The organism is Streptomyces sp. NPDC055189, assembly GCF_053606765.1.
Genome location: NZ_JBSGSG010000019.1, coordinates 105,193 through 126,451 on the forward strand (window position 1 = coordinate 105,193; position 21,259 = coordinate 126,451).

General features: G+C 70.7%; 19 protein-coding genes and 1 riboswitch. Of the genes, 11 read left to right on the forward strand and 8 right to left on the reverse strand.

Annotated features, from left to right (window positions below; all coding sequences use genetic code 11):
- The first annotated feature begins 70 nt into the window (after positions 1-70).
- Entirely contained in the window at positions 71-532 is a 462-nt protein-coding gene (locus ACWFR3_RS17235; protein ID WP_453735397.1) for a GNAT family N-acetyltransferase, read from the forward strand.
- 20 nt (positions 533-552) lie between these two features.
- On the opposite strand, the gene ACWFR3_RS17240 is transcribed toward ACWFR3_RS17235, so the two are convergent.
- Positions 553-1,668, reverse strand: a complete 1,116-nt coding sequence (locus ACWFR3_RS17240) for a cobalt-precorrin-5B (C(1))-methyltransferase (protein ID WP_453735398.1) — start codon at positions 1,666-1,668, stop codon at positions 553-555.
- A gap of 11 nt (positions 1,669-1,679) precedes the next feature.
- On the opposite strand from ACWFR3_RS17240, the gene ACWFR3_RS17245 reads away from it, so the two are divergent.
- Positions 1,680-2,435, forward strand: coding sequence for a cobalt-precorrin-6A reductase (locus ACWFR3_RS17245; protein ID WP_453735399.1), 756 nt, complete (start codon positions 1,680-1,682; stop codon positions 2,433-2,435).
- A gap of 13 nt (positions 2,436-2,448) precedes the next feature.
- On the opposite strand, the gene ACWFR3_RS17250 is transcribed toward ACWFR3_RS17245, so the two are convergent.
- From ACWFR3_RS17250 to cobG, 3 genes are all read right to left on the reverse strand, one after another.
- The gene (locus ACWFR3_RS17250) at positions 2,449-3,972 is read right to left on the reverse strand and encodes a precorrin-2 C(20)-methyltransferase (RefSeq protein ID WP_453735400.1); all 1,524 of its coding nucleotides are present in this window, start codon (positions 3,970-3,972) and stop codon (positions 2,449-2,451) included.
- Positions 3,969-4,595 carry a precorrin-8X methylmutase gene (locus ACWFR3_RS17255; protein WP_190079552.1) on the reverse strand — a complete coding sequence of 209 codons (627 nt, stop codon included), beginning with the start codon at positions 4,593-4,595 and terminating at the stop codon, positions 3,969-3,971. Before ACWFR3_RS17255 ends, ACWFR3_RS17250 begins: the two co-directional genes overlap by 4 nt.
- Positions 4,596-4,658: 63 nt before the next feature.
- Entirely contained in the window at positions 4,659-5,966 is a 1,308-nt protein-coding gene (cobG, locus tag ACWFR3_RS17260; RefSeq protein WP_453735401.1) for a precorrin-3B synthase, read from the reverse strand.
- A gap of 48 nt (positions 5,967-6,014) precedes the next feature.
- Positions 6,015-6,166, forward strand: a riboswitch (cobalamin riboswitch).
- A 69-nt stretch (positions 6,167-6,235) separates the two neighbouring features.
- Here cobG and cobN point away from each other — a divergent pair.
- Complete coding sequence (gene cobN, locus ACWFR3_RS17265; RefSeq protein ID WP_453735431.1) at positions 6,236-9,832, forward strand: cobaltochelatase subunit CobN; 3,597 nt, start codon at positions 6,236-6,238, stop codon at positions 9,830-9,832.
- Positions 9,833-9,923: 91 nt separating this feature from the next.
- On the opposite strand, the gene ACWFR3_RS17270 is transcribed toward cobN, so the two are convergent.
- Entirely contained in the window at positions 9,924-10,577 is a 654-nt protein-coding gene (locus tag ACWFR3_RS17270; protein ID WP_453735402.1) for a YceI family protein, read from the reverse strand.
- A gap of 299 nt (positions 10,578-10,876) precedes the next feature.
- Between ACWFR3_RS17270 and ACWFR3_RS17275 the strand changes: the two genes are divergently transcribed.
- The 5 genes from ACWFR3_RS17275 to ACWFR3_RS17295 all read left to right on the forward strand — a co-directional run bounded on the left by ACWFR3_RS17275 (position 10,877) and on the right by ACWFR3_RS17295 (position 14,954).
- Entirely contained in the window at positions 10,877-11,032 is a 156-nt protein-coding gene (locus ACWFR3_RS17275) for a DUF6131 family protein (RefSeq protein WP_361183912.1), read from the forward strand.
- Positions 11,033-11,199: 167 nt separating this feature from the next.
- Complete coding sequence (locus ACWFR3_RS17280) at positions 11,200-12,411, forward strand: FUSC family protein (protein ID WP_453735403.1); 1,212 nt, start codon at positions 11,200-11,202, stop codon at positions 12,409-12,411.
- 244 nt (positions 12,412-12,655) lie between these two features.
- Positions 12,656-13,255, forward strand: coding sequence for a flavodoxin family protein (locus ACWFR3_RS17285; protein WP_453735404.1), 600 nt, complete (start codon positions 12,656-12,658; stop codon positions 13,253-13,255).
- A gap of 76 nt (positions 13,256-13,331) precedes the next feature.
- Entirely contained in the window at positions 13,332-14,585 is a 1,254-nt protein-coding gene (locus ACWFR3_RS17290; RefSeq protein ID WP_453735405.1) for a cation:proton antiporter, read from the forward strand.
- A gap of 105 nt (positions 14,586-14,690) precedes the next feature.
- Complete coding sequence (locus tag ACWFR3_RS17295; protein ID WP_453735406.1) at positions 14,691-14,954, forward strand: GlsB/YeaQ/YmgE family stress response membrane protein; 264 nt, start codon at positions 14,691-14,693, stop codon at positions 14,952-14,954.
- Between the two features lie 43 nt (positions 14,955-14,997).
- Here ACWFR3_RS17295 and ACWFR3_RS17300 read toward each other — a convergent pair whose 3' ends face one another.
- Positions 14,998-15,756, reverse strand: a complete 759-nt coding sequence (locus ACWFR3_RS17300; protein ID WP_453735407.1) for a restriction endonuclease — start codon at positions 15,754-15,756, stop codon at positions 14,998-15,000.
- Positions 15,757-15,921: 165 nt separating this feature from the next.
- A complete protein-coding gene (locus ACWFR3_RS17305; RefSeq protein ID WP_453735408.1) occupies positions 15,922-16,500 on the reverse strand; it encodes a helix-turn-helix domain-containing protein in 579 nt (192 codons plus the stop codon).
- A gap of 62 nt (positions 16,501-16,562) precedes the next feature.
- Between ACWFR3_RS17305 and ACWFR3_RS17310 the strand changes: the two genes are divergently transcribed.
- On the forward strand, positions 16,563-17,492 hold the full coding sequence (locus ACWFR3_RS17310) for an NAD(P)-dependent oxidoreductase (RefSeq protein ID WP_453735409.1): 930 nt from the start codon (positions 16,563-16,565) through the stop codon (positions 17,490-17,492).
- Complete coding sequence (locus ACWFR3_RS17315; protein ID WP_453735410.1) at positions 17,489-18,619, forward strand: aminotransferase; 1,131 nt, start codon at positions 17,489-17,491, stop codon at positions 18,617-18,619. Before ACWFR3_RS17310 ends, ACWFR3_RS17315 begins: the two co-directional genes overlap by 4 nt.
- A gap of 4 nt (positions 18,620-18,623) precedes the next feature.
- On the opposite strand, the gene ACWFR3_RS17320 is transcribed toward ACWFR3_RS17315, so the two are convergent.
- On the reverse strand, positions 18,624-19,940 hold the full coding sequence (locus ACWFR3_RS17320) for a phosphatase PAP2 family protein (RefSeq protein ID WP_453735411.1): 1,317 nt from the start codon (positions 19,938-19,940) through the stop codon (positions 18,624-18,626).
- A 328-nt stretch (positions 19,941-20,268) separates the two neighbouring features.
- Here ACWFR3_RS17320 and ku point away from each other — a divergent pair, with 328 nt between their 5' ends.
- Positions 20,269-21,222, forward strand: a complete 954-nt coding sequence (gene ku / locus ACWFR3_RS17325) for a non-homologous end joining protein Ku (protein ID WP_453735412.1) — start codon at positions 20,269-20,271, stop codon at positions 21,220-21,222.
- The last annotated feature ends 37 nt before the right edge of the window (positions 21,223-21,259 follow it).

Genomic DNA, 21,259 nt, shown 5'->3' on the forward strand with positions numbered 1-21,259 from the left:
GAGCCGTTCGGGGGCGGTCGGCCTGATTTATTCCGGTGCCGACGTCAGGGCGGCCCGATAGCTTCCTGGTATGTCTGAGCCGCCTTTCGTCCCCGTCGACTTCGCCGTTCCGCTGAGTCTTGCCGCCGAAGAGTTCCGTCTGGAGCCCCTCGGACCGCAGCACAACGACGCCGATCACGACGCCTGGATGTCGAGCATCGAACACATCCGTGCCACAGCGGATTTTCACGGGCGGGGGTGGCCGCCTCCCGCCGGAATGAGCCGGGCCGACAATCTGCGGGACCTGGAAAGCCACGCGAGCGACTTCGAGAAGCGCGTCGGTTTCACGTACACGGTTCTCGACGACGCCGCCGATGGGGTCATCGGGTGTGTCTACATCTATCCCTCGCCTGCGACCGCACACGTGGCAGAGGTGCGCTCGTGGGTACGCGCGTCCCGTGCTGATCTGGACGGTCCGCTGCACGAGGCGGTGGCCGGCTGGCTTGCGTCGGACTGGCCGTTCGGGGAGGTCCGGTACCGGACAGGTGCGTAGGAGGGCTCCCGTGCGGTCTCTCAGCGAACGCTGCTGCGGCCCACGACCGTGCCCGCCCGGTCGATGCAGATGACGTCCACGGCCACCGGCGCGCCCCGCAGGACCGACAGCGCCTCGTCGCGTGCCGCCACGGCCACCAGGTCGCCGAGGGGGACGCCCCGTGCCTGGCACAACTGCAGTGCGGCCAGGCCCGTGTTGGCGACTTCCACCTCGGCCGCCAGTGCTTCGTCCGCGCCGCCCTGGCGGGCCAGTGCGGCAAGGAAGGGCTTGTCGACCTGGGAGCGGGCGGAGTGCAGGTCCAGGTGGCCCGCAGCGAGCTTCGAGAGTTTGGCGAATCCGCCGCAGATCGTGAGGCGGTCCACGGGGTGCCGGCGCACGTACTTGAGCACCGCGCCCGCGAAGTCCCCCATGTCGAGGAGGGCGATCTCGGGCAGGCCGTACTCGGCGACCACCGTCTTCTCCGAGGTCGAGCCCGTACAGCCCGCCACGTGCGTGTGTCCCGCGGCGCGTGCCACGTCCACGCCGCGGCGGATCGAGTCGATCCACGCCGAGCAGGAGTAGGGCACCACGATGCCGGTCGTGCCCAGGATCGACAGGCCGCCCAGGATGCCCAGGCGGGGGTTCCAGGTGGAGCGGGCGATCTCCTCGCCGTGGTCCACGGAGACCGTGATCTCGACGTCCCCCGAGCCCCGGTGCTCGGCGGCGACCCGGGCGATGTGGTCGCGGATCATCTGGCGCGGCACGGGATTGACCGCGGGCTCACCGACGTCGAGCGGCAGGCCGGGCAGCGTGACCGTGCCCACGCCGGGCCCCGCCTTGAAGACCACACCCGAGCCCGGCGGCAGCCGCCGCGCGGTGGCCCGTACGAGCGCGCCGTGCGTCACGTCGGGGTCGTCGCCGGCGTCCTTGACCACTCCCGCCGTCGCCCGCCCCTCGGTCAGTTCCTCGACGGCCAGGGCGAAGGCCGGTGTCTGGCCCTTGGGCAGGGTGATGGTCACCGGATCGGGGAAGTCGCCGCTGAGGAGGGCCGTGTAGGCGGCCGTGGCCGCCGCCGTGGCGCAGGCACCGGTCGTCCAGCCGGGCCGCAGGCCGGTGTGCTTGAGTTGGGCGCTGCGCCCGCCTTTCGCCTCACCCATGGATGGATCCGATGCACGTTTTGGTACTGGGGGGGACGACGGAGGCCCGCCGCCTCGCGGGGATGCTGGTGGAGACGCTGCCCGCCGAAGCGCGGGTGACCAGCTCGTTGGCCGGACGGGTGGCGAGCCCGAAGCTGCCGCCGGGCGAGGTGCGTGTGGGCGGCTTCGGCGGAGCCGAAGGAATGGCCGCATGGCTGCGGACGCACCGGGTGAGCGCGCTCATCGATGCCACCCATCCTTTCGCCGAGACGATCAGTTTCAACGCGGCCGCTGCCGCCGCTGCCGCCCATGTTCCCCTGCTCGCGCTGCGCCGGCCCGGCTGGGTGCCGGGCCGGGGCGACACCTGGCACCCGGTCGGCTCCCTGGCGGAAGCGGCCGATGCGCTGCCCGCCCTGGGCGAGCGTGTCTTCCTCACCACGGGGCGCATGGGACTTGCCGCCTTCGCCGGTCTGGACCGGCTGTGGTTCCTGATGCGTTCGGTGGACGCTCCGGACGCACCGCACCCCGCGCGGATGGAGGTGCTGCTCGACCGCGGCCCGTTCACCTTGGAGGGGGAGCGCGAGCTGATCCGCCGCCATCGCATCGACGTCGTCGTCACGAAGGACAGCGGCGGCGCCGCCACCGCCCCCAAACTGACCGCGGCCCGCGAGGCAGGCATCCCGGTGGTCGTGGTGCGCCGCCCGCCGGTGCCCGGGGGCGTGAGCGTGGCCGGCACCCCGCAGGAGGCCCTGGCCTGGCTGCGCGCGCTCGGCGGCGGCCAGGCCTAGCAGCACCGCGGGCTCAGTCCTCCGGATAGCGCCGCGGCGTCCACACGATCTGCTGTCCGTCGCCCCGCTGCTCCCAGCGGGTCTGCGAGGACCCGACGAGCAGGATCGTGCGCATGTCCACATCGGCCGGATCGAGATCGGCGAGCCGCACGGTGCGCACGCTCTCGGCCGGTCCGCCGACATCGCGGCCGAGCACCACGGGCGTGTCCGGCGAGCGGTGTTCGAGCAGCAGGTCACGCGCCTTGCCGACCTGCCAGGTCCGGCTGCGGGAGCCGGGGTTGTACAGCGCGAGCACCAGATCGGCCGAGGCCGCGGCGCGCAGCCGCTCCGCGATGACCTCCCACGGCTTGAGCCGGTCGGAGAGCGAGATCGTGGCGTAGTCGTGGCCCAGCGGGGCGCCCGCGCGGGCGGCGGCCGCGTTGGCCGCAGTCACCCCCGGAAGCACCCGTACCGGCAGGTCCGCGTACTGCTTCTGCGAGGCGACCTCGAGGACGGCCGTCGCCATGGCGAAGACGCCCGGATCGCCCCCGGAGACCACGGCCACCCGACGGCCGCGCCGAGCGAGATCCAGGGCGAACTCGGCGCGCTCGGACTCGACCTTGTTGTCGGAGCCGTGGCGCTCCTGCCCCGGATGGACCGGCACCCGGTCCAGGTAGGTGGTGTAGCCGACCACGTCGTCGGCGGCGGCAAGGACCCCGCGGGTCTCGGGCGTCAGCCACAGCGGCCCGGCGGGACCGGTGCCGACCACGGCCACCTCGCCGGAGTCCGGGGCGCGCTCGGGCCGGGGTGCGTCGATCCGGCTGGGCAGGACCGCCACCGCGAAGTACGGCACGGAGTCGGCGTCGACCGCGGCCAGCTTGTCGATGCGCTCACCGGCCATCGTGGCGCGCTCGACGTAGTGGGCCTCGGGCAGCCGCCCGGAGGTCTCGAAGGCGCGGCGCACCGCGGGGAACGTACGGCCCAGCTTCATCACCACCGCGGCGTCGGTGGCGGCCAGACGCGCGGTCAGCTCCTCCTCCGGCAGGGTGCCGGGCAGGATGGTCAGTACCTCTTCGCCCTCGGCGAGCGGGGTGCCGAGCCGGGCCGCGGCCGCGCTGACGGAGGTCACACCGGGGATCACCTCGGTGGCATAGCGGTCGGCGAGCCGCTTGTGCATGTGCATGTACGAGCCGTAGAAGAGCGGGTCGCCCTCCGCGAGGACGGCGACCGTGCGCCCTGCGTCGAGGTGCACCGCCAGGCGGGCCGCCGCTTCGGTGTAGAAGTCCTCCATCGCACCCCGGTAGCCGCCGGGGTGGTCGGTGGTCTCCGTGGTGACGGGGTAGACCAGCGCTTCCTCGATGTGGTCGGCGCGCAGGTGCTTGGCCGCGATGGACCGGGCGATGGACCGTCCGTGCCGGGCGCTGTGATAGGCGATGACATCGGCCTCGCCGATGACTTCCACCGCCCGCAGGGTCATCAGGGACGGATCGCCGGGGCCGAGGCCCACGCCGTACAGACGGCCTGTGTTGTGCTCGCTCACGTGCTCGCTCACGCTCATTCTTCCTCGCTGGCGATCGCGTTGAGTGCGGCGGCCGCGATGGCGCTGCCGCCCCGCCGGCCCCGCACGATCATGTGTTCCAGGCCGGAGGGGTGCGCGGCCAGGGCGTCCTTGGACTCCATGGCGCCGACGAAGCCGACGGGCACACCGATGACGGCGGCGGGGCGCGGGGCGCCCTCCTCGATCATTTCGAGCAGCCGGAACAGGGCCGTGGGTGCGTTGCCGACGGCTATGACCGCGCCTTCCATCCGGTCGCGCCACAGCTCGAGGGCGGCGGCGCTGCGGGTGGTGCCGAGCTTGGCCGCCAGATCGGGCACCGCCGGGTCGGACAGGGTGCACACGACGTCGTTGTCCGCGGGCAGCCGCTTGCGGGTGACACCGCTCGCGACCATGGCCACGTCGCACAGGATGGGGGCGCCGGCGCGCAGGGCCTCGCGGGCGCGGGCCACCACGTCCGGGGTGAAAGCGAGGTCGCGTACGAGGTCGACCATGCCGCAGGCGTGGATCATGCGGACCGCGACCTGGCTCACGTCGGCGGGCAGACCCGCCAGATCCGCCTCCGCGCGGATCGTGGCGAAGGACTGGCGGTAGATCGCCGGTCCGTCCTTCTCGTACTGATGCACAGTGCGTTCGCTCTCTTGATAGGGCATGGAACAGTCAGGTGTCGCGAGGTCGTTCATGTCGGGTCAGCCGCGGGCCGCGGCCACCGTGGCACCGAGCTGGTCGGAACCGCCGGGGACCAGCGCCGGAACGTCTCGTTTCTCCCCGTCCACGCGGGAGATCTCGTACCCCTCGGGGGTGGCGACGACGTCGATCCACTCTCCGTGGGGATGGCCGCACCGGCGTGCGCAGCCCGACCAGTAGACGGGCAGCGCCCCCACGGGACCCAGGGCGGCCGTCGCCGTGGCGCGTACGTCGTCCAGGGACTTGGCGCAGCCGGGGCGGCCGATACAGGCTCCCACGCCGGTCCAGGGGGAGTCGGATGCGGTGATGAGCCCGGCCGCCCGCAGGTTCTCCAGGAGCTCCGCGGCCTTCTGCCGCTCGACTCCCGGCAGGACGATGCCGCGCCAGGGGGTCAGGCGCAACTCGCCGTTGCCGTGGTCGCGTGCGATGTCGGTCAGGGTGTGCCACTGGGGTGCGCTGACGCGTCCCAGGGGCAGGCCGAGGGAGAGCGCGGCCGTGTCGTGCGGGCCGGGCACGATGCCGAGGGAGGGGCCGCCCGCATCCCGGGGGAGCGGGGCGGCTGCGGGGGTGGGGGCGAACCCGGCCTGCCGCAACCGGTCCGCGACCGCGTCGAGGAGCGGTCCTGTGCCGTCGGGCAGATCCGTCACGCGCCAGGCACCCGTGCCGGCCGCCTGGTCAAGGAAGGTCTCGGCCGCGATGAGGGCGGCCTGCGGCGCCTGCGCGAAACGTACGAGAACGGCGTCCTGCGATGGGCCGATCCGCAGCAGTGCCTCGTCGTCGCCGCGCGCCGTCAGGGTCACGTCCCCGCCGAGAGCGCCCACGTCGCCGCGGCCGTCATCGAGGGCGAACAGGAACCGGCCGGACAAATCGGCGGCCCGATCGCTGGTGCACAGCAGTTCGTCCAGGGCGGACAGCCACGGGCGGACGTCCCGCTCTCCTCGGCCGTCGAGTCCCGAGAGCGGGGAGGCCACCACATTGCGCGCACGCTCGTGGCGTTCGGAGGGCAACAGCCCCACGCGGCCCAGGACATGGGCCAGTTCGTTCCCGCAGTCCGTACGCAGCCCGCGCAACTGCACATTGCCGCGGGATGTGAGATGCAACTCGTCGTCTCCGAGGTGCCGGGCCAGCTCCCGCAGCGCATCGGCCTGCCCCGCGGACAGCAGACCGCCCGGAACGCGGACGCGCGCCAGTGCCCCGTCGTCCGCCCGGTGCAGCCGAAGCGTCCCGGGGCAGGCGTCACCACGGCTGCGGGCAGACTCGTCTCCCGAGAGCGCAGGCGAGGGGACCGATGGGGGCATGGCGGCGAGCATACCGACCTATCGCAGCAGGTCCGCCTGCCCCCCGGTAGTTGATCGGCCCTTAGTATTCCTAGCGACGGGCCGGCCGGCCCGTCGTCGCCACAGACGGCGACAAGGGGAGGAAGCCCGGTGCGATTCCGGCGCGGTCCCGCCACTGTGAACCCGGTCCTGGTGCCGGGTGAGTCAGGAACTCCCTTCCCCGAGCTCTCGTCCGCTCGAGCAGGGGAGACGCCATCGACACCACCCGGGGCGTGGACACCCCGAGGAAGGCACGACGCCGCATGATCCTGCTCCTGTCGACGTCCGACACCGACCTGCTCAGCGCCCGCGCCGCAAACGGCCCGGTCACCTACCGCTACGCGAACCCCTCCCGGCTCGCGCTCGAGGACCTTCCGCAGCTCCTGGACGGCACCGATCTGGTCGTCGTACGTCTCCTTGGCGGCGTGCGCGCCTGGCAGGACGGCCTCGACCAAGTCATCGCGACCGGCCGCCCCGTGGTCGTCCTCACCGGTGAACAGGCCCCCGACGCCCAGCTGATGGCCGCCTCGACCGTGCCCATCGGCCTGGCCGCCGAGGCCCACGCCTACCTGGCCCACGGCGGCCCCGACAACCTCGAGCAGCTGGCGAGGTTCCTCTCCGACACCGTCCTGCTCACCGGCCACGGCTTCGAACCGCCCGCCGCGGCGCCCTCGTGGGGCCCGCTGGAGCGCACCGCCCGCGACATCGAGGGACCGACCGTCGCGGTGCTCTACTACCGCGCCCACCACATGAGCGGCAACACCGCCTTCATCGAGGCGCTGTGCCGCGCCGTCGAGGACGCCGGCGCCCGCCCGCTGCCGCTGTACGTCGCCTCGCTGCGTACCCCCGAGGACGAACTCATCGAGGAACTGCGCGCCGCCGACGCGATCGTGACCACGGTCCTCGCGGCGGGCGGCACGCGGCCCGCCGAAGCCTCCGCGGGCGGCGACGACGAGTCCTGGGACGCCGGAGCCCTCAGCGGCCTGGACGTGCCCATCCTCCAGGCGCTCTGCCTCACCAGCTCGCGCACCGACTGGGAGGACAACGACGAGGGCGTATCCCCGCTCGACGCCGCCAGCCAGATCGCCGTTCCCGAGTTCGACGGGCGGCTGATCACGGTGCCGTTCTCCTTCAAGGAGATCGACGAGGACGGTCTGCCCGCCTACGTCGCCGACGCCGAGCGCGCCGCCCGCGTGGCCGGCATCGCCGTACGGCACGCGCGCCTTCGCCACATCCCGGCCGCCGACAAGCGCGTCGCGCTCGTCCTGTCCGCCTACCCGACCAAGCACTCGCGCATCGGCAACGCGGTGGGCCTTGCCACCCCCGCCAGCGCCGTCGCCCTGCTGCGGCGCCTCCAGGAGGAGGGCTACGACTTCGGCACCGAAGAGGTGCCCGGCCTGGTCTCCGGCGACGGCGACGAGCTGATCTACGCGCTGATCGAGGCGGGCGGCCACGACCAGGAGTGGCTCACCGAGGAGCAGCTGGCCCGCAACCCCGTCCGTATCCCGGCGGCCGACTACCGCCGCTGGTTCGCGACGCTCCCCGCCGAGCTGCGCGAGTCCGTGGAGGAGCACTGGGGTCCCGCGCCCGGCGAGATGTTCGTGGACCGGTCGCAGAACCCGGAGGGCGACATCGTCCTGGCCGCGCTGCGCCGCGGCAACCTGCTCATCCTCATCCAGCCGCCGCGCGGCTTCGGCGAGAACCCGATCGCGATCTACCACGACCCCGATCTGCCGCCCTCGCACCACTACTTGGCCGCCTACCGCTGGATCGCCGCCTCCGCCGACGACAATGGTTTCGGCGCCGACGCGATGATCCACCTGGGCAAGCACGGCAACCTGGAGTGGCTGCCCGGCAAGAACGCGGGCCTGTCCGCCGCCTGCGGCCCCGACGCGGCCCTGGGCGATCTGCCCCTGATCTACCCGTTCCTGGTCAACGACCCGGGCGAGGGCACGCAGGCCAAGCGGCGCGTACACGCCACCCTGGTGGACCATCTCGTACCGCCGATGGCCCGCGCCGACAGCTACGGCGACATCGCCCGCCTCGAACAACTCTTGGACGAGCACGCCCAGATCGCGTCGATGGACCCGGCGAAGCTGCCCGCGATCCGCGCCCAGATCTGGACCCTGATCCAGGCCGCCAAGCTCGATCACGACCTGGGGCTCGAAGGCCGCCCCGAGGACGAGGGCTTCGACGAGTTCATCATGCATCTCGACGGCTGGCTCTGCGAGATCAAGGACGTCCAGATCCGCGACGGCCTGCACGTCCTGGGCGGCGCCCCGGCCGGCGCCGACCGCGTCAACCTGGTCCTGGCGATCCTGCGCGCCCGCCAGATCTGGGGCGGCACCGCCTCGCTCCCCGGCCTGCGCGAGGCGCTTGGCCTGGACGAGTCGGCGGCCACCCGCACCCGCGCCGACGAGGTCGAGGAGCAGGCGCGCGCCCTGGTCCAGGCGATGGAGGACGCGGACTGGGCCCCGGAGGCCGTCGCCACGGTCGCGGCGGGCCACCCGCAGCCGGTCGCCGACATCCTCGACTTCGCCGTGCGCGAGGTCGTCCCGCGCCTGGCCGCCACCACGGACGAACTGGACCACACCGTCCACGCGTTGGAGGGCGGCTTCGTCCCCGCGGGCCCCTCGGGCTCCCCGCTGCGCGGCCTGGTCAACGTCCTGCCGACCGGCCGCAACTTCTACTCAGTCGACCCCAAGGCGGTGCCCTCGCGCCTGGCCTGGGAGACCGGCCAGGCCCTGGCCGACTCGCTCCTGGAGCGCTACCGCACGGACAACGGCGACTGGCCGACCTCGGTGGGCCTGTCCCTGTGGGGTACGAGTGCCATGCGCACCGCCGGTGACGACGTCGCCGAGGCCTTGGCGCTGCTCGGCGTTTGCCCCGTCTGGGACGACGCATCGCGCCGCGTCACGGGACTCGAGGCGATCCCCGCGGAGGAGCTTGGCCGCCCGCGCATCGACGTCACCCTGCGCATCAGCGGCTTCTTCCGCGACGCCTTCCCGCACACCATCGGTCTCCTGGACGACGCGGTCCGCCTGGCCGCCTCCCTCGAGGAGCCTGACGAGGCGAACTACGTGCGCGCCCACGCGCAGGCCGACCTGGCCGCCCACGGCGACGAACGCCGCGCCACCACCCGTATCTTCGGCTCCCGTCCCGGTACCTACGGCGCGGGCCTGCTGCAGCTGATCGACTCCCGCGACTGGCGCACCGACGCCGACCTCGCCGAGGTCTACACGGTGTGGGGCGGCTACGCCTACGGCCGTGAGCTGGACGGGCGTCCGGCGCGCGAGGAGATGGAGACGGCGTACAAGCGCATCGAGGTCGCGGCGAAGAACACCGACACCCGCGAGCACGACATCGCCGACTCGGACGACTACTTCCAGTACCACGGCGGCATGGTGGCCACGGTCCGCGCGCTGAAGGGCAGCGCCCCGGAGGCGTACATCGGCGACTCCACCCGGCCCGAGACGGTCCGCACGCGCACCCTGGTCGAGGAGACATCGCGGGTCTTCCGTGCCCGCGTGGTCAACCCCAAGTGGATCGAGGCGATGCGCCGCCACGGCTACAAGGGTGCCTTCGAACTCGCCGCCACGGTCGACTACCTCTTCGGCTACGACGCGACGACCGGCGTGGTCGCCGACTGGATGTACGACAAGCTCACCGAGACGTACGTCCTGGACCCGACCAACCGTGAATTCCTCCAACAGGCCAACCCCTGGGCCCTGCACGGCATCGCCGAGCGACTCCTGGAGGCCGAGTCCCGCGGCATGTGGGCCAAGCCCGACCCCGCGGTGCTCGAGGCCCTGCGCCAGGCCTACCTGGAGACGGAAGGCGACCTGGAGGGCGAGGACTGAGCACCGGCCTCCGGCCTTGTGAACGAGGGGAGGGCCCCCATCCCGACAGCGGGACGGGGGCCCTCCCCTCGTTGATGCCGATGCGCGGGTATTACTCCGGGAGCGTGGCCCTGATCGCGGAGATGTCGAACTGCAGCCGGACCTTCTCGCTGACCATGGCGCCGCCCGTCTCCAGGCGCTGGTTGTAGACCAGGCCCCAGTCGGTGCGGTCGATGGTGGTGGTGCCGTCGAAACCGGCCCGCTCGAAGCCGAAGGGGTCCACGACCGAGCCGAGGTAGTCCAGCTGCATCTCGACGGGCCGGGTGACGCCGCGGATGGTCAGCTCCCCGGCCATACGGAAGGTCTCGCCGCCCTCATGGACCGTGGACGTGCTGCGGAACGTCATCTCCGGGTGGCGGCGCGCGTCGAAGAAGTCGGCGCCTATGAGGTGGGTGTCCCGCTGTTCCACACCGGTGTCGACACTGGCGATCCGGATGACGATCTCGGCACGCGACTCGGAGGGCCGGGCCCCGTCGAAGTACAGCGTGCTGTCGTAGTCGGCGAAGGCACCTCGCACCGTCGTGACCATCGCGTGCCGCACGGAGAACCCGATGCGGCTGTGCGGGCGGTCGATGGTCCACTGCCCGGTCAGCGCACGAAGCGCCGGGTCGAGCGCGGCATCGGATGCCGCGGGGAAAGGCGAACCGGCGCCGACGGGCGGCGTCGGTTCGAGGGTCGCGGTCGGGCGACGGCTGAAGATACCCATAATTCGTCGTCTCCTTGGAATTGATCACTCCGTGTTATCACGCCGTCGACAGACGCTGCTCAGCAAGATGGGAGGTCTCGTCCGGGTTCCATGCCACTGACTGCAAAGATGCACAGGATCGGCACGGATGTGGAGGCGCGACCGGGTGGGCCGCCATCACGCATGGTCACCATGCTCCGTGCGGCGCTCGTACCGCGCCTGCACTGCGCCCGGAAGGCGTCAGGGCGGCGACGATGCGCGGATGGCGCCTGCACCGAACAGGCGCATACTTGAATTAATTCTGAGGGTCGGAGGGCCAAATGATCGCACTCGGAATCATCCTGCTCATCATCGGCCTGGTGGCCGGAATCTCCATCCTGTGGTCCATCGGCGTCGCCCTCGTCATCATCGGAGCGGCCCTGTGGATTCTCGGCTCCGTCGGTCACGCGGTGGGCGGTCGAAAGCATTACTGGTAGGCGCTCCGATATGCCGCCCTTGCAAGCTTTGCCGGCCTGCAATTTGCTTCCATGACGTTCCGTCGGGCGTGCCTGAATGCCCCTCGCGGTGCGGGCCCCGCATGCGGACCGCCCCGCCGGGTACCAGGCTGAGCCCGAAGACCTGCTGAACGGAACGGAGTCGGTGCATGGCCGGCGAGGGCGGAGGGCAGCGGACGGAAGCCGCGGCCCCGAAGTGGCTGGACCGTGTCCGGCAATGGTGGCTGCGGGCGCGCGGGACACCGGGCTACGAGCGCCACACCCTGCTCCTTGTCCTCAAGAGCACGCTGGCCGCGACCCTGGCCTGGATCGTCTCCTACTACCTGCTCGATGCGCCCTCCCCGGCGTTCGCCCCGTTCTCCGCGGTGCTGATCATGCAGGTGACGGTGTACCAGTCCCTGCTGCAGTCGCTGCGCTACCTGGGAGCGGTGGCGGCCGGGGTGGCCATGGTCGCGGCCCTGGGGTTCCTCGGCGGCCCCGACCTGCTGACGTTCGTACTGGTCGCACTGGTGGGCCTGTCCATCGGCCGCTGGCCCGCACTCGGCGCCCAGGGACCGCAGGTCGCCACCGCGGCGTTCTTCGCCTTCTCCACCTATGCCTCCGCCACGTCGGCCACGTCCAAGGCCACCCAGCTCGGGCAGATCATCCTGCTGGTCCTGATCGGCTGCGTCATCGGCATCGTCGTCAACGTCACGGTGGCCCCGCCGATGCGCTACCGCAGCGCCGAATACGGAATCCGCTCCCTGTCCACCGCGCTGGGCGACCTCGTGAGCGACATGTATCCGGTGCTGCGCGACGGCGAGTTGGACGAGGAGCGCCTGCGGCAGTGGCGTTGGCGGGCCGAGCAGACCGGAGGGCTGATCACCCAGGCCAAGGACGGCTTCCGCACCGCGCAGGAGAGCCTCTACTTCAATCCCCGCCGACTGCTGCGCAGGCACCGCGGCCGACGCTCCTTCGAGGGGTACGGCGCGGTCCTCGCCGCCCTTGAACGCTCGCTGTACCAAGTGTCGTCCCTGACGCGCAGCCTGCACGAATGGCACGAAGAAGAAGGGGGCCGCTACGACGACCGGGCTTTCCTCCTGGGATACGCCGACTACCTCGAGTCCCTCACGAAGATCTCCCAGGTGCTCGGCGAGCTGGACGAGGACTCCCTCGCCGAGCAGGCCCGGCAGATGTGCCGACTGGCCGACGAGGCCCAGAAATGCCGGCGGAGCGTGGCCGAGGGAGCGAACCGGGCCGGCCTCCCGCTCGCTGATCCGGCTCGCCCCTACGGAGTGCTCGTCGTCGAGTCCACCCGTCTCATGGAGGAGTTCCAACACTGCTGCGACGTGCTCCAGCGGTACGTGGACCGAGACGCGTGATCAGCCATTTCGATCCCTTGCGCACAGTCTGTTGTCTCCTGGTTTTCCCGCTCGCCTTCCCGTGGCCGCTTCCCCGGAATTCGCCGAACCCATGGCCCCGCCGGAATTCCCGTATGGGATTCGGTCATGTGACGGCGGCCCCGGGGCATTCGGTTAGGGATTGATCCGATGGGGCACCCCTCACAGGGCAATGAAGACCCGTCCCCTTCCTGGCCCTCTCGGCCGCTGACGAATGGAGCTCCTCATGCGTGCGCTGTCCCTTGTCTGCACTCTGAATTCTTCGCCCACCGCGTCCAGCAGCGAAGCGCTGTCCGATCAGGTCATGGCCGAATTCGAGAAGCTGGGTATCGGGATCGAGACGGTCCGGGTGGCCGACCACGACGTCCGTCCCGGTGTCGCCGCCGACCTGGGCGACGGCGACGCCTGGCCGGCCCTGCGCGAGAAGGTGCTTGGCGCCGACATCCTGCTGATCGCCACGCCGATCTGGCTTGGCCACCCGTCGAGCGTCTGTCAGCGGGTCCTGGAGCGTCTGAACGCGGACATGTCCGAGACCGACGACGAGGGCCGGCCCCTGATGTACGGCAAGGTCGCGGCGGTGGCCGTGGTCGGCAATGAGGACGGTGCCCACAAGGTGAGCGCGGACGTCTTCCAGGGCCTGAACGACATCGGCTTCACGCTGGCGGCCAACGCGGTCACCTACTGGGTCGGCGAGGCGAAGCACGGCACCGACTACCAGGACCTCGACGAGACGCCCGACTCGGTCTCCTCCGCCACGCACGCCCTCGCGGTCAACGCCCACCACCTGGCCGGGCTGCTCGGCACGAAGCCCTACCCGGCGCCCTGACGTTCCCTCACCGGCCCGCTTCCGCAGGAGAAGCAGGCGGCGGAGCAGGGGACGACCACGAGGACAGGGGCGGTAGATGGAAGTGACGGCCGGAGACATCGGGTATGCCTGCGTGGGGATGGGCGCGCTGCTCGCCGCGGTCCTGCCCAGACTGGTGGCGCGGCAGCCCATGTCCATGCCGATGGTCTTTCTGGCCGTGGGGTTCCTCGTCTATCTGCTGCCTACCGGCCTTCCCGACCTGGACCCCTACCAGCACCGGGCGTGGGTGGAGCACCTCACCGAGGTCATCGTGATCGTGGCCCTGATGGGGGCGGGACTTGCGATCAACAGACCCTTCGGCCGCCGGTCCTGGTCCACCGCGTGGCGCCTGCTGGGCATCACGATGCCGCTGACCGTCGTGGCCACCGCTCTTGTCGCTTGGGGCCTGGTGGGCTGGCCGCCGGCCGTCGCCCTGCTCATGGCAGCGGTGCTGGCACCGACCGACCCCGTGCTCGCGGCGGAGGTACGGGTGGGTGAGCCGACCGAGGGCGAACACGACGAGGACGAGGTGCGCTTCGCCCTCACCGGCGAAGCGGGCATGAACGACGGCCTGGCCTTCCCGTTGGTCCTGGCGGCTCTGGCGATGTTCGCCGCCTCGGAGACGGGCTGGTCCGGCGAGTGGCTGGGCCACTGGCTGTGGAGCGACGTGGCGGTACGCGTCACGGTCGGCGTGGCGGTCGGCCTGCTGGTCGGCCGGCTGCTCGGCTGGATGTTCTTCCGGGCGGGCTGGGAAGCGCTGCGGCTGTCCGAGCACAGGGAAGGGTTCGTCGCCCTCGCGGCGACCTTCCTCTCGTACGGCCTCACGGAAGTGCTGCACGGCTACGGATTCCTCGCCGTATTCACGACGGCCTGCGCGATCCGGTCGGCCGAGCGCGCGCACGGCTACCAGGTGGTGATGCACACCTTCATGGAACAGGTGGAGCGGCTGCTCACCGCCGGTGTGCTGTTCCTCATCGGTGGATTCATCGCCTGCGGCGGTCTGTCCGCCCTGTCCCGGGGCGGCGCGGTGACAGCCGTCCTGCTGCTGCTCGTGATCCGTCCGCTCACGGGCTGGATGGCCCAGCTGCGGGGGAGCACCACGCGCAAGGAGCGCGCGGTGACCTCCTTCTTCGGTGTGCGGGGGATCGGGTCCGTCTTCTACCTGGCGTATGCGCTGGGGCAGGCGGACTTTCGTGCGTTCGAGAAGGAGCTGTGGGCGGTGATGACGTTCGTCGTCCTGCTGTCGGTCGTGCTGCACGGGGCGGCTGCCTCGCCCGTGCTCAGGCGCCTGGACAGGTCCGGCTCCCGCTGACGGTGCGGGACTGCCGGGGCGCCGCGGGACGGCCGGGGCGCCGGTGCCTATCCGTCCGGCCCGGGGGAACCCGGTGGGTGAAAGGACATCAATAAAGGGGCAGACGTGGAGATTTCGGGTCTCGTCAGTGCCGTGTTCATCGGACTCGCCATCGGGATACTGGGACGGTTCGTCGTACCGGGACGGCAGCACATCGGCATTCTCTGGACGCTGGTCGTCGGCATCGCGGCGGCCTTGGTCGGCACGGCCGTGGCCGCAGGCCTGGGGGTGGCGAACACCGATGGCCCCGACTGGGCGGAGTGGCTCATCCAGATCGGCCTCGCGGCACTGGGCGTTGCCGCGTTGAGCAGGATGGACCGGCTCGCCTGAGGCTGGGGGCCCCGGCATGAGAAGGTTCCGCACGCTGTCCCGGTCAGGCATCAACGCCTGCGCCCTCCCAAGGGCTTGGCCCGGTCCCCTCGAACCACGCGTCCAGCTCTTCGCCGTTCACGCACACGATGCCGCACTGCCGCGCGTACTCGAGGGCGGGAGCGGTGAAGTCACTCGTCGTGACCAGCGCCGCGACATCGGCCTCGTGGACGGTGAAACACGTCCCCCCGAAGCGCTGCAGGTCCTGTGAGCCGACCTTGTTGCCGTCGCCGTAGAGCTTGCACTGGATGACGATACGGAGCCCTTCGGAGGTGACCGCCGTGACGTCCGCGCCCAAGTCGCCCGCGCCTCCCACCACTTCGATCTCCCGGCAGGCGTCACGGGCGCAGAGCCCGGCTATCGCATGCTCGAAGCCGTCGGCATCCAACTCGTCCTGCGCCTCGTCCGCCTCGTCCTGCGCCTCGGCCACCCCGGGCGGCGTGTGCTGGTCCGCCGCACCGGTGCCGAGGCTGTCGGAGGCCCGTTCGGCCGCTTCCTCCAGCGCCGCGGCGGCACGGCGCGCGTATCTCGCGGCGGAGAAGCGGCGCCATCGGGACCGGCAGAGCACCGCGACGGCGATGCCCATCACGACGAGATAGGCGGACCACAGCGGACGGCTCTGGAGGATGTTCGCCGCAGTGCGGACCAGGAGCACCAGGCCGCACAGGATGATCGCGAGCAGCGCGAAGAACAAGGCGGTCGTGCGCAGACTGAAGCGCCGTTCGCGGTCCATGCGGCGAACCGGGCGCGTGGGTACGGTCATTGGACTTGGACTCCCTCACGGAGGACGACAGTGAAGATCACTTGTCTCCGTGTGCCCAAGATCAACGCCCTCAAGATCTCCGGCAGGGCGCCGACGGGAGTCGGGTGCAGACGGGAGTCGGGCGCAGGCGCGGTCAGGCGCCGACGCGGTCAGGCGCCGAAACCGTCAGGTGCCGGTGACGACCCGCATGAAGACGACCGGTTCGGCCCCGTCGTTGAGGTAGGCGTACTGCTGGTCGCTGGAGATGACGCCACTCTGCCCCGCGCCCAGCACCGCGTCCCCCGTCTCCAGGGCGAGGGTGAGGCGCCCGGAGAGGACGTGGTGGATCTCCTGCGCGCCGGAGCGGTCGGGCTCGGCGTCGTAGCGCCCCGCGGGGGCCAGGGTCCAGCGCCACAGCTCGGCCCGCGGGTCCTCGGTGGCGCCGAGCAGGAGGGCGTGGCTGCCGTCCGGGGCCTGCCATACGAGGGTCCCCTCGACCTCCGACCGCGCCGCGTCGCCGTCCCCGGGCAGGGCCAGGGCGGCGAAGTCGGTGTCGAGGGCGCGGGCGACGCGGTCGACGGTGGCCAGGCTCGGGTTGGCCCGGCCGAGCTCGATGTCGGTGAGCATCCTGCGGCTGACTTTGGAGGCGTCGGCGAGCTGCTGCACGCCCCAGCCGCGTTGCTTGCGCAGCGCCCTGATACGCCCGCCGATGCGGGTGACGAACTCCTGCGCGGCCTTGCTGTCCGCGGCGACCTCACTGCTCATGGTGAGAACTATAGTGCGCAAACGGTTTGCCACCCCGACGCGTGAGCAATATATTGCCCATCATGCGTGTGATCAGCTCTCCCCACGTCTCCGAGCAGGCCGTACTGGCCGCCCTGCGGGACGCTTTCAAGGCCGCTTCCCCGGATGAGACGCAGGCGCCCGGCCAGTTCGTCGTCGACCTGCCCGGCGGCGGTGACGTCATCCACTACCCGGCGGTCCTGCCCGCCGCCGGGCTGTACGCGATCAAGGTCTCCCCGTACCTGCCGGACCCGGCCGGTCCGCCGGTGGTCACGGCCTGGACGCTGCTCGTGAGCCTGTCCACCGGGCAGCCGGTGGCGCTCCTGGACACCGCGAGCCTGACCGTCGAGCGCACCGCGGCCACCACGGCGCTGGCCGCCGACCTGCTGCTCGCGCCCGGCGCCCGGACCGCGGCCGTCATCGGCTACGGGCGCATCGGCCGCGCGCACGCCCGCTACCTGCGTCACCTGCGCCCCGGCATGACCGTCCGCGCGTTCTCACCGACCGGGGTCGACGAGACCGACGACGGCGTCCAAGCGGTCGCCGACCTCCACGACGCCATCAGGGGCGCGGACCTGGTGATGCTGTGCACCTCCGCGGCCGCCGACGTGCTGGACCCCCGCGTTCTGCCCGCGGGCACCGTCGTCACCTCGATCTCGACCAACGCGCCCGGAGCCCGCGAGATCCCGCCCGCCGCCGTGCCCGAGCTCGATGTGTACGTCGACGCGCACACGAGCCTGCGGGTGGCCACCGAACTCGTGCGAGCCGCCGCCGACGGCTGGGACCCCGCATCCGTGCGCGGCGACCTGGCCGGCCTCGTCGCCGGCCACGCCCCGCGCCCCGGCGGGCAGCGCCCGGTGTACTTCCGCTCCGTGGGCCTCGGCATCGAGGACGCGGCGATCGCCTGGGCCGCCTGCCGGAACACCGACGAGACGACGCACACCGACGAGACGACGAAGGGCCGGCACCAGTGAAGATCCGAGAATTCGCGGTCGAGCAGTGGATGAACGAGTACGAGGAGACCTGCCGCTACAACCTCGCCGAGACCTGCGTCCGCTCACTGACCACCGGCGAGCTCCTCGACCTGTCCGGCCGGCGCGAGCAGGTGCTCGCCGAGCTCGAGGCCACCGCGCTCACCTACGGGCCCATCCCCGGCAGCCCCCGCCTGCGCCGCCTGGTCGCGGAGCTTTACGCGGACCAGGCCCCGGACAACGTCCTGATCACCCACGGGGCGATCGGCGCGAACGCGCTCGTACACGCCACGCTCGTCGAGCCGGGCGACCACATCGTTGCCGTGGTCCCCACCTATCAGCAGCACTACTCCATCCCCGACAGCTACGGCGCCCGCGTCGACCACCTGCCGCTGCGCGAGGAGAACGGGTGGCTGCCCGACCTGGACGAACTCGACCGCCTGGTCACCCCGGACACCAAGCTGATCGCCGTCAACAACCCCAACAACCCCACCGGCGCCCTCATCGACGAGGCAGGCCTGGCCCGCATCGCGAAGATCGCCGACCGGGCCGGGGCCTGGGTGCTGTGCGACGAGGTCTATCGCGGCGTCGACCAGGACGGCGACGGATTCACCGCCTCGATCGCCGACCTATACGAACGCGGCATCTCCACCGGCAGCATGTCCAAGCCCTACTCCCTGGCCGGACTCCGCCTGGGCTGGATCGTCGGCCCGGCCCCCCTCCTCGGGGACGTCGCCACCCACCGGGACTACACCACCATCAGCGTCGGCCGCATCGACGACCTGCTGGCCTGCGTCGCCCTGGAGAACAAGGACGCGATCCTGGCCCGCGCCCGCCACATCACGCGGACCAACCTCGCGATCCTCGACGCGTGGGTCGCCGGCCGCGCTGACATCACCTGCGTCAGGCCGGCCTCGGGCACCACCGCGCTCCTGCCCTACCACGCCCCGGTCGGCTCCTACGAGTTCTGCACCCGCCTCCTCGAGGAGACGGGCGTCATGTTCACCCCCGGAGCCGCCTTCGGCATCGAGCACACCGTGCGCATCGGCTTCGCCGACGACACCGGGACCCTGCGCGCCGGCCTGGACCTGACCGGCCAGTTCCTCGATCAACTGGCCGCCCGGGCATGAACCGTCAGACCATTTCGGGCTGTGGCTCCGGCTGCGGTGTCGGCGTGGCCTTCGGCTCCCACAGCTTGGTGGTCCGCATATAGCCGTAGACCACGGAGATCATTGCCAGAATCAGGAGAGGGCCGAACACCGCGGGGTGCTTGGCCATGTGCATCGGAATATAGCGATACGACACCAGGAGCAGCGCGAAGACGGTGGCCCCATAGGCGACCAGCTGGATTCCCGCCCGGTCCCAGCCGCGGTCGAGCGAGCGCAGCGCCGCGTCGATCGTGAACGCGAACACGACACCGGCGATGATGTCCACGCCGTAGTGGTAGCCGAATCCCAGCGTCGCGCCGAGCGTGGCTATCAGCCAGAAAACGCCCGCATAGCGCAGCAGGCGTGGGCCCTTACGGGAATGGATGAAGATCGTGGTGGCCCACGCCGTGTGCAGACTGGGCATGCAGTTGCGCGGGGTGATCTCGTCGAAGGGCATCGAGTGCGGGGTGGTGATCTGCGGTGTCGTGTGCGGCCAGAGGTCGGCCAGGGCCCACTGCTGGCCGCCGGTGCCGAACGCCCCGTCGCCGTAGGTGAATATCGGTCCGACCACCGGGAAGATCATGTAAATGGCCGGCCCCAGCAGGCCGATCACCAGAAACGTGCGCACCAGATGGTGGCCGGGGAAGCGTCGCTCGGTCGCCACGTTGCGCAGTTGGTACAGCGCGACGATGACCGCGGCCACCGCGAGCTGGATGTAGACGTAGTCGAGAACGTGGGCGCCGACCGAGCCGGTCGCCGAGACCATCCGGCCCACCAGCCACGACGGGTTGCCCAGAGCGTGGTCGGCCGTGGCCACGTACTGGTCGAGGACCGCGGGGCGGGTCTTGGAGGTGATGAGCAACCACGTGTCACCGGTCTTGCGGCCTGCCACCAGGAGCAGGCTAAGGCCGACGCCCTTGAGCAGCAGGACGCGTTCCGCGCCGGTGCGTCGCGTGACGGCGATGACCGCACAGCCCAGGATGACCCACAACGCGCCGTTGCCGAACATCATCTTGGCGTCGACGGCCCAGCGCACCAGGAAGAAGACGACGTCGATGCCTATCGCGACACCCACCGCGATGAACCGCTGCCGCCACGTGAGCACCACCATCATCAACGCCATGCCGGCGTACAGCAGCGGCCCCGATTTCGGGGCGAAGATCACCTCGCGCGCCTGGTTGGCGATCGGCCCCGATACGCCGTAGTGGCGCGCGGCGATCTCCAGTGCGACGAGGAACCCGAGGGCCACCACACTCGCCGCGGTCCACAGCATCGCCCGCGGCTGACGCCACGCGATGAACATTGTTCTGAAGTTTTTTCGCGAAAATACTCGAGATGCTACAGATATCAATGGTTTGGCCGATTTGTTAGGTGTCAGTTATTTGGCTCACTCTTCGTGCTAGATGGCATGGTTTTCTGCTGAAAGGCGGCGATCACGGCACTCGTTGTGAGTTCGATCATGTTAGCGGAGCGGTGTGGGTGGGTTTGGCGGATCCCCGGATGTCAATGTTCACGGGGAGTTCCCGGGGCTGCGGTGGCGGGAGCGCAGTGGTGCGGACGGGGTCTTGCGATTGTGCGGTGAATTCCGAGGCCGCACACTGGTGATCTCGGGGCAGTCACGGAGGTACCGCATGCCCCGCCCCGTCTGGTCCGGCGCGATCTCGTTCGGCCTGGTCACGATCCCGATCAAGGTTCTGCCTGCCACCGAGAACCACTCGATCTCGTTCCGCCAGTACCACCTCGAGGACATGAGCCGGGTCCGCACGCGCAAGGTGTGCGAGATCGACGGCAAACAGCTCACGAACGCCGAGATCGGCAAGGGCTACGAGGTCAGCAAGGACACGATCGTGCCGGTCACCGACGCCGAGCTCGACGAGCTGCCGCTGCCGACCGCCAAGGCCATCGAGATCGCGGCGTTCGTGCCCTACGAGAGCGTGGACCCGATCCGTATAGGGGAGGGCTACTACCTGCAGGCCGACGGCCAGGTCGCCGCCAAGCCCTACACGCTCCTGCGCAAAGCCCTCGAACGGAACAGCAAGGCCGCCGTCGCCAAATTCGCCTGGCACGGCAGGGAGCGGCTCGGACTGCTGCGCGTGCAGGACGGTGTCATCCTGCTGCACGCCATGAAGTGGGACGACGAGGTCCGGGACCCGCAGGAGCTTGCGCCCACGGCCGTCGACGTGAGCGACGAGGAGATCGACAGGGCGGTGCTCCTCATCGACTCCATGACGACCGACGGCATCACCGGCCAGGAGTGGTCCACCGACCGCTACACCCAAGCCCTGGAGCAGGTCATCCAGGCGAAGGCCGGTGGGAAGAAGCCGCCGAAACCGGACGAGGAGGAGGCACCGGCCGGCCAGGTTCTGGACCTGATGGCCGCGCTCCAGGAGTCCGTGTCAAAGGCGCAGGCCTCCCGCGGTGAGAGCGGGGGCAGTGCCGGCAGCGGCAAGGACGCTACCGTCCACGAGATGCCGAAGAAGCGGACCGCCAAGAAGGCGACCGGGAAGAAGACGGCCGCCAAGAAGTCCGCGGCGAAGAAGACGACAGCCGGCAAGAAGACAACAGCGAAGAAGCGCGGGGCGTAGGGGGGGGCGCGTGGGGGCGGCTCCTGGCAGCAGAAAC